Here is a 3,423-nt window from a genome sequence, read left to right as displayed (position 1 = left end):
TGGCAAGCACTAAAAAGCGGACGATGTTAATTGGGTAAAGTCGTTTAATTCTTGCACAATCTTATGATAAATAAATTGACAAGAAGTATGATGGTAAAAAAGTAAACTACATCCTGGCTGAGATCTTAATTCAGTATATCCTTTGCCAGTCCAGATTTCCCAAGCACCTATTTCCGATAAATTAATATGTATTGGTACTTTTTTTTACTAATTATCTCCATGTTTTAGTCTCTTTTTCTTAATTAGGAAGTTGTAAGTGAATGGTTAAAAGAATAAAAGTTGTCTTATCCCTCTTCTATTAACATGGCAGTATTGAAGCAATTAATTGGCTGCTCCTTAGCTATATTTAGCTGCTATTTTTTTCAGTTCATCCAATAAACCATCCTTAAGCATATAGTCAGGTATATTCCATTCGTGAGGAGGTATATCAGCAATATAATCTTTTCGACTTGAATTCCAAATGTTAAAACCATGCATATTTTCTGCACAGCAATGCATCATAACATTAACTCCGACTTTCTCTCCTTCAAACTCATTTGATACACTGCGCTCAAAGTCTGACAAACCACCGTCAGTTGGCTTTTTCCAAAATCCATTTTCTATTCTATCAATGATCCAGTGGAGAGATTTTAACGGAAACTCACTTTGAGAGTACATTCTGCATTTATCAAGCTTTGAATAAAAGTCTGTTGATAAGACTAGGTATTTCCCTTTCTTTATTAAAAGTGATACTTCATCAGGAAACATAGGATAATTTAATTTTAATAAAATCTTTTCATTACTTTCTAAGTTTGCTTGATCGATTAATCCCAATTGGCGTTTCATGTTGATAGTTGCATCCCCTTCAATAAGTTTCCTTTACTTAAAATTCCCCTCGATCATGCCTATCGGCTAAATCTTTCCAACAATCTAATAGTCCATAATCAAATAAAAAATCATCACCCATAGCAAACTCTTGATAATCGTTATACTTATTTTTACGAGAAAGGTTAACCAGTTTATAACCAGGCATTGTGGGTCCTCCAACACAAACACCACGTACTAAATAAAGAGTTTCACCATCTACATCTTGCTTATTTTTAAATTCTCCAGCTGGCAATCCCCCTTCATTTGGTCCTTTCATAAACTTATCTTCAATACCTGCAACCACCCAATGGGCTACATCGATAGGAAATTCAATCTGACCAAAGAGATGTTCTGCAACTCCCGTTATTTTGTTTATCCAAATTGACTCACTCAATATAATAAAATGCTTTCCATAAACAAAAAAAGTAAAAGGTTTATCATTCATTCTAGGATTAATAATCTTAGCAACTTTTTTTAATATTTTTGGCGGGCTTTTAGGATCCGTTATGATTGGTAGTGTTTTCATTAACTATTAATCTCTCCGATTTCATTTAAATCGATAATCTGTATCGCTGAACCACCATCGGCATTTTTTAATTGCTTAATCGTTTGGGGACTACGATCATAAGTGTAAGTTTCGACTACACCTGATGGTGAATTTTCTTTTAATCCAGCAATATCATTTTTAGTTAGTCCAGTACCCAAAAATAGTTCATTTGCTCCTAATGTACCATGTGCTTGGAATCTGGTTTTAAACATCGCTTTCTTCTGAGCATTAGATATATTTTTTTCAATAAAAGTATCCCTTTGTTGAACATCCCACAAATCAATACCCTGTTTATCAGCTAATTGATATAACTCCATATATTCAGCTTGCCCCTCAGGAGTCATTATTTCCTTAAGTATTGCAATATCAAAATCATCACCGACTTTTTCGTCGGTAAACTTAACTATATTTTTAAATGTCGGAGTTATTACCTCTGATCCAGATACATCTCTAGCTTTTTCCTGATCAATTATTACGAACACATATTCTTCTTCAGGATCATAATAACTCTCTAGCCCCATTTTTTGATGGGCAAGCTTGGGATCGGTATCAATATCTTCAACCTGACTAAATCCTGTAGTCCAATATTTTATACCATCAGTACCGGCAAGTGGCCCACCTAACTTACCACCTTCCTTAACTTTACTTTTATCAGGATTTCGATTGTCATCTAAATATTTAGCATTCATCATCCTAATTTGGAATCGCTCTTGTGCAACACTATCATTTTTAGCTAATTCTACCAATTCATCTTCTGAATAATGAAGAACGGGGACACCATTATTTTTTTCAATTTGTTTTCTTGAGTCTTTTAATCTTTGTACAACTTCTTCAAATGACTTTGGTTCCTCATGCTTAACTTTTGTTCCTTCATCTTTTTCAGGTTGCTCGATAGCTTGCCCACTAACATTCGGCAAATCAGCAACAACACCCGAAATTTTATCAATATCCTTTTGATCAACATTCATCGCTTCCGCTTGTGTCGTTAAAGCATTTAAAATTGCAGCTTGTGAATTTAATTGTCCTGTTGGATTAGCATCGGTAATATTATTGAGCTGTTTAAATTCAGCCATTAATTCAGCTGATTTTTCAGGTAAAATATTATTTAATGCACTCGATAGTTTTTGTTCACTTTCTTTACACACAAGCCCCAACGGGTCAACCCAACTCATTGGATTAGGCACATACCGATACTGATTACTCCCACCTAATAACCCAATCGGGTCCTGACTCGTAAACCGTCCATTCCTCGCATCATAATATCGAAACCGATTGTAATGCAGTTGAGTCTCCGCATCAAANAATAACCCAATCGGGTCCTGACTCGTAAACCGTCCATTCCTCGCATCATAATATCGAAACCGATTGTAATGCAGTTGAGTCTCCGCATCAAAATACTGCCCTTGGAATCTGAGATTACAAATAATATTTTCATCAGCTTCCAGGTTTTCAACTTCCCCATAAGGCTTAAAACTCGCCCGCCAAATGATGTTTCCTTGCTCGTCAGTTAATTGAGCGGGCGTACCCAAGTGGTCAGTATGAATGAATTGAATCTGCTCATCATGGACCTGCGCTATCGGAACAAAGGAATTCGGCTCAAACAAATAAAGCGTTTTATCTAAATCGGTCTGTTCACTCAGCAATACATCACCATTCCATAAAAATCGGGTAATGGCTTTTCCGGTATTTTTGGTGACTCGCCTGCCTAATGCATCATACTCATAAGCAATCGATTGCCCTTGATGGCTTGCACTGATTAACTGATTGGCCCCATCATATTCAAGACGGGTATTAATGGGTTTATCTTTACTGCCATCCTCTCGAATCTGTAATTGTTTGATTAACGTGCAGTTACCACTGTCATCATATTGGTACTTAAAGTTCTGGTAAGCTTCTAGCCGATTGCCAGCATTTTTATGGACAGGTGTTTGGCTTTTATCGGTTTCCCCTCTAAAACTATTGATAGGGGGTTGTTGCGCTGGAATGGTAGAAGGCTTTGTTTCACTGGTTTTAGATGAAACCGCTTCAAT

General features: G+C 36.2%; 3 protein-coding genes. All 3 read right to left on the bottom strand.

The features are described from left to right. Window positions 1–336 precede the first annotated feature (336 nt). From ABVT42_RS21780 to ABVT42_RS21770, 3 genes are read right to left on the bottom strand one after another with little or no spacing between them, the layout of a single operon-like run. On the bottom strand, window positions 337–825 hold the full coding sequence (locus tag ABVT42_RS21780; RefSeq protein WP_367024442.1) for a hypothetical protein: 489 nt from the start codon (window positions 823–825) through the stop codon (window positions 337–339). A 37-nt stretch (window positions 826–862) separates the two neighbouring features. Beyond that, the gene (locus ABVT42_RS21775) at window positions 863–1,372 is read right to left on the bottom strand and encodes a hypothetical protein (protein ID WP_353898062.1); all 510 of its coding nucleotides are present in this window, start codon (window positions 1,370–1,372) and stop codon (window positions 863–865) included. Further along, the gene (locus ABVT42_RS21770; RefSeq protein WP_465251089.1) at window positions 1,372–3,357 is read right to left on the bottom strand and encodes an RHS repeat domain-containing protein; all 1,986 of its coding nucleotides are present in this window, start codon (window positions 3,355–3,357) and stop codon (window positions 1,372–1,374) included. Before ABVT42_RS21770 ends, ABVT42_RS21775 begins: the two co-directional genes overlap by 1 nt. Window positions 3,358–3,423 lie beyond the last annotated feature (66 nt).

It is taken from the genome of Aliikangiella maris, from assembly GCF_040719265.1.
GTDB classification, from domain to species: Bacteria; Pseudomonadota; Gammaproteobacteria; order Enterobacterales; family Kangiellaceae; genus Aliikangiella; species Aliikangiella maris.
Note: the sequence above shows the minus strand (reverse complement) of the source record. Positions and strands in the feature narration are given on the sequence as shown.